General features: G+C 45.4%; 6 protein-coding genes. 4 read left to right on the top strand and 2 right to left on the bottom strand.

What is annotated here, in order from left to right; all coding sequences use genetic code 11:
• The 3 genes from feoB to QAS77_RS10625 form a co-directional block, all read left to right on the top strand.
• A partial coding sequence (feoB, locus tag QAS77_RS10635) for a ferrous iron transport protein B (RefSeq protein WP_305065475.1) occupies positions 1–1,821 on the top strand: 1,821 nt, incomplete at its 5' end.
• Entirely contained in the window at positions 1,818–1,982 is a 165-nt protein-coding gene (locus QAS77_RS10630; RefSeq protein WP_305065474.1) for a hypothetical protein, read from the top strand. The genes feoB and QAS77_RS10630, both read left to right, overlap by 4 nt.
• A complete protein-coding gene (locus tag QAS77_RS10625; RefSeq protein ID WP_305065472.1) occupies positions 1,979–2,632 on the top strand; it encodes a metal-dependent transcriptional regulator in 654 nt (217 codons plus the stop codon). The genes QAS77_RS10630 and QAS77_RS10625 overlap by 4 nt, the downstream gene beginning before the upstream one ends.
• A gap of 13 nt (positions 2,633–2,645) precedes the next feature.
• Here QAS77_RS10625 and QAS77_RS10620 read toward each other — a convergent pair whose 3' ends face one another.
• Positions 2,646–2,963 carry a cupin domain-containing protein gene (locus tag QAS77_RS10620; protein WP_250867926.1) on the bottom strand — a complete coding sequence of 106 codons (318 nt, stop codon included), beginning with the start codon at positions 2,961–2,963 and terminating at the stop codon, positions 2,646–2,648.
• 62 nt (positions 2,964–3,025) lie between these two features.
• Positions 3,026–3,211 carry a hypothetical protein gene (locus tag QAS77_RS10615; protein ID WP_305065469.1) on the bottom strand — a complete coding sequence of 62 codons (186 nt, stop codon included), beginning with the start codon at positions 3,209–3,211 and terminating at the stop codon, positions 3,026–3,028.
• A gap of 136 nt (positions 3,212–3,347) precedes the next feature.
• Here QAS77_RS10615 and QAS77_RS10610 point away from each other — a divergent pair, with 136 nt between their 5' ends.
• The gene (locus QAS77_RS10610) at positions 3,348–4,562 is read left to right on the top strand and encodes a hypothetical protein (protein ID WP_305065467.1); all 1,215 of its coding nucleotides are present in this window, start codon (positions 3,348–3,350) and stop codon (positions 4,560–4,562) included.
• Positions 4,563–4,768: the final 206 nt, after the last annotated feature.

The following is a 4,768-nucleotide window of genomic DNA, read 5'->3' as shown; positions in this document are numbered from 1 at the left end:
TACGAGATAATCGATACGCCGGGGATGTACTCATTACTACCTATAACTGAGGAGGAACGCGTATCACAGAGCTATCTGTTCGACAACGATCCTTTTGTTTATGTGCATGTGGTGGATGCGAAGAACATCCAGCGTATGCTTCCCCTTACGCTTCAGCTTATCGAAGCGGAAGTTCCCCTTATACTTGTATTGAACATGATGGATGAAGCAACCGAGCGAGGCATTGAGATCAATGCTTCCCGGCTTGAGCAGGAACTTGGGGTTCTGGTCATCTGCACGACCTCAATAAAAGGAGAGGGTCTGGACAAGCTTGAAGAAGCGATATCTAAATACAGCTTCCGGCATGTCGATAGTAAGGTAGTGTATAGCAGAGGGATCGAGTATGCGATCGAAAGTATCTCATCATTGATACAGGATGAATACGGCATCTCGAAAAGAACGCTTGCTCAATTGCTGCTTCAGAACGATAAAGTCGCATTCGATACCATCTCTCAGAAAGGCGAAGATGTCGCTGCTATAAAGAAGATAATCGATGGAACTGAAAAAGAGTACAACAATCCTCTTAATTATGTCCTGACCATAGAAAGGCAGGCATTCGTCAATGATATTGTTGAGAATGTCATGACAACAGGAAAAAGGGACGTTACACTTACAGAAGACGTTGAAAAAAGTTCCCGAACATCACTAAGGGAGCGCATCGATGGTCTTCTCATTCACCCTGTCACCGGAATTCCAATACTGATTCTGGTGCTTTATTTCGGGCTGTACAAGTTCGTAGGTGGGTTTGCGGCAGGAACGGTTGTGGATTATCTTGAAGGGACGCTGTTCGGAGAAATGATAAATCCCTGGGTCATCGAGAGTTTCAATGCTGCTGTGCCCTATCCGGCCATACAGGACCTTTTCGTAGGTGAATATGGGATACTCACACAGGCTGTAACGTATGCAATAGCACTTATCATGCCGCTTGTTGGTGCGTTCTTCATTGTGTTCTCCATTATCGAGGATACGGGTTATCTTCCACGTCTTGCAATGCTCATAGACCGTGCATTCAAGAAGATGGGCATGAGTGGAAGGGCTGTCATTCCAATGGTACTCGGTTTCGGCTGTTCCACCATGGCTACCATGGTGACACGTACTCTCGAGACTAAAAGGGAAAGGATCATCACAAGCATGTTGCTGTCACTGGCAATACCCTGTTCCGCACAGCTTGGTGTCATACTGGGTATACTGTCATTCAGTGGGAAGGCACTGTTCATATGGGCGATCGTGATCTGTCTGGAGCTGGTATTGGTGGGATATCTTTCATCAAAGGTCCTGCCGGGATCAAGTCCCAGTTTCTTTATGGAGATGCCACCCCTGAGACTTCCGAAGCTGTCAAATGTGCTCATAAAGACATATTCGAGGATGCAATGGTATTTCCTTGAGGTACTGCCACTATTCGTTGTGGCAAGTGTGCTTATATGGATAGGAAGGCTTACCGGACTGTTCGAGATGGCTGTTCAACTGTTCAGTTATCCATCGCAGTGGATAGGACTCCCTGCAGAAGCAGGGGTCATGTTCCTGTTCGGTTTCTTCAGAAGGGATTTCGGTGCTGCCGGACTGTTCGATATGTATAACGCAGGGCTGCTGAGTGACATTAACATCGTTGTTGCTGCTATCACATTGACATTGTTCATGCCATGTATAGCCCAGTTCATGGTAACTGTGAAAGAGAGAGGTGTCAAGATAGCTCTTGGAATGGCTGCATTCATCTTCCCAAGTGCTTTTGCAGTAGGGTTTGTTGTGAACTATGTTCTCACTACATTCGGGGTGGTTCTATGAAGTGCCCCCTTTGTAGCTGTGAGTTCGATGAGCCAGACAGGTCGGAATGTACAAGCTGTGGCAGGTTCAGCTCATGTAATCTGCAACGCTGCCCGAAATGCGGGTATGAGATTCCACCGGAGACGAAACTGGAAAAATTTGTCAGGGGGCTGTTCAAATGAAAATAAGTGAAGATGCAGAGGAAGTTCTGGAAAGGATGTGGATCTGCACAAATGAAAATAACGTGGATCATGTGAGTCTGGAATCTCTCGGGCTGCACGAAACATCTCCGCAGATGCAGGAGCTACTTAAGATCGGCAATATCACCATGTCCAATACAAACGCAAGCCTTACGGAGGAAGGTGCCGAAAATGGCAGATTGGTTGTCAGAAGGCATCGCCTTGCTGAGCGACTTCTGGTGGATGTGTTGAACACAAAGGACAAATATGTGCATAGTTCTGCATGTGAGTTCGAGCACATACTCCATAGGGGCATTGATGATAATGTGTGCATCCTGCTAGGGCACCCGCGTACCTGTCCTCATGGTAAATCTATACCTGAAGGGGTATGCTGCAAGAAAGCCAGAGATGAGTTGGAGCAGGTTGTCACTCCCCTTTCATTGTTAAAGAAAGGACAGAGGGGCAAGATCGCATATTTCAATATGAAGGAAGAGGGGAAGATGCAGAAGATGTTGCCAATGGGTGTACTGCCGGGCATTCCGGTGAATCTAGTCCAGTCGTATCCTTCGTATGTCTTCGACCTGATCCATACGAGATATGCAGTCGATAGGGAAATTGCGGACAGCATATTTGTAAGAATCGAAAGAGACTGATAACTAATTTAGCTCAATAATGTACCGCCAACCAGAGGGTTTCTGTCGTGTCACTGGTCCAAATGACTCTGTGTTTGCAGTGGGCAGGAATATTAATATGATCGCCAGGATTGAGGTGCACCACCTCCGAATCTTCAAACACCAACTTCGCTTCCCCCTGCAACACCATGACCCATTCACTGCGGTCTTGATCGTACCATTGTCCATCTGGGGTCACATGTTTCTTTGAAATAATACGCTCGATCAATACCCCCTGTTGATCCACCAAAGGCTCGAACACTTCATGGGTTAAATCGACTGGTATTTGGTTAAATATATTATGTTTTTCCATGGTACACCTCATGGGTTCGATCAATAAAAAGGACACCTTAAGGTACCCTTACATTGCCAAGATCATAGAAAATTGGCTATTTCATCAAGGGTCTTTTTATTGGTAGAGTGATCGGGGATGGTGGTTGCCTCATCAGGATATACCGCCACGATCAGCATGTAGGGACGGTCAACATCATTGTCTCGTCCACATACTTGCTCAGAAAACTCATGGGCTTTTGGGTGTGGGCGAGTTACCAAGGCCTGCATGATGCAAGGCTTGAATTAAAAGCCCAGTGGCGATACCCACTGATTCATGGATATAGTGGATGATCAGACCTTCACCCCTGTCATCAATAACTTTATCTTATGTTCCATACAGACCTCTGTCCTATGAAAAGAGGATATGGACAGCCCCTGTTCAAAGGAAGTGGACAGTTTGCGTGATATTATCATGCATATCCACGAACACCCCTGTCAGCTTGTCCTTGCGCTAACAGGAGGAGGTGCCGGAGCCATTGACCAACTTTTGAGATATGGGGGCGGTTCTGCTACGGTTCTTGAAGCTCTCGTGCCCTATAGTTCTAAAGCGCTCGATGAACTTATTGGTAAAAAACCCGAAAAATATGCTTCACCTGTGACCGTAAGAGCTATGGCCATGGCTGCATACCGCCGTGCTTTATCTCTTGCAGGGAATGAAGACACGATGGCAGACAAAGGATTCATGGGCGTGGCTGCTTCCTGTAAACTTTCTGTGGGGGATGATGAACGCGAGGGGCGCGAACATAAGATCTTCGTTGCTATACAGTCTTTCGATAAGACCCTCGTAAGAACGCTCATACTCAGAAAAACACGCTCAAGGGAAGAAGAGGAGTATATTGCAACTTGCACCATAGTCGATTCCATTGCAAAAGAATGCGGTTGGGCTGGGAATATGCTTCTTGAAGACCTTTTACATGGGGATGAGGTCGTTGAAGAAAGAGAAGCAACCGCTTCCAAAGAAGTGGCGCAGATGCTAGCTCTTCCTGATAATATCATGAACAGCCTGGACCTTGTGTCCGATGTTGTTCAATTCAAGCTGGGCGGCGAAGCTGTTGCTGAAAACCCGGAAGTTATATTCTCAGGTTCTTTCGATCCGTGCCATAAAAATCATATTCAAATGGCTGAGCAGGCTTTTAATAAATTGGGGAGGAAAGTTCACTTTGAGATATCTCTCACAAACGTGGACAAGCCGCCCATAGACCTTATATCGCTTCAGGAGAGGTTGGAATCTCTCAGGAAGTACAAGGAAGAGGTCTTTTTTGGTAGTGTTCTCCTAACGGTCGCTCCCTTATTCATTCAGAAAGTTAACCTCTTCGAGAACGCCACTTTCATTATCGGGGCAGATACTGCGAACCGTCTGTTCAAAACCCGATACTATCGGAATGAAGAGGACATGAGGGATATGCTGAAAAATTTCAGGATCAGGAACACTCATTTCCTTGTATTCCAGAGAAAAGGGGTTGACCTCGAGCTTGAGCCTGAGATATACGACCTTTGTGAGATAGTTCCTCTTGATGACTACCTCGATAATGGCACTTCTTCAACTTCTATTAGAAAAGAATTGTTTAAGAATGAATGATATTGTTAGGGAGTGAATGGATCAAGTTTGATATTTTGTTCTTTATATGTGAGATACAATATATGTGCACAGGAAAGTATTTATCTGGTTGCAATACATTTCTGAACATAGGTATTTCGAGGGAATATTTTGAACAAATATGAGAAATTCACTAAATTGGAGAACAAAAGTTACTCTGATGTCACACGTTTTCTGAAAAAGACCAC

Source organism: Methanococcoides sp. (assembly GCF_030594565.1).
Lineage (GTDB): Archaea > Halobacteriota > Methanosarcinia > Methanosarcinales > Methanosarcinaceae > Methanococcoides > Methanococcoides seepicolus.
This window is presented reverse-complemented; position numbering and strand designations above follow the sequence as displayed.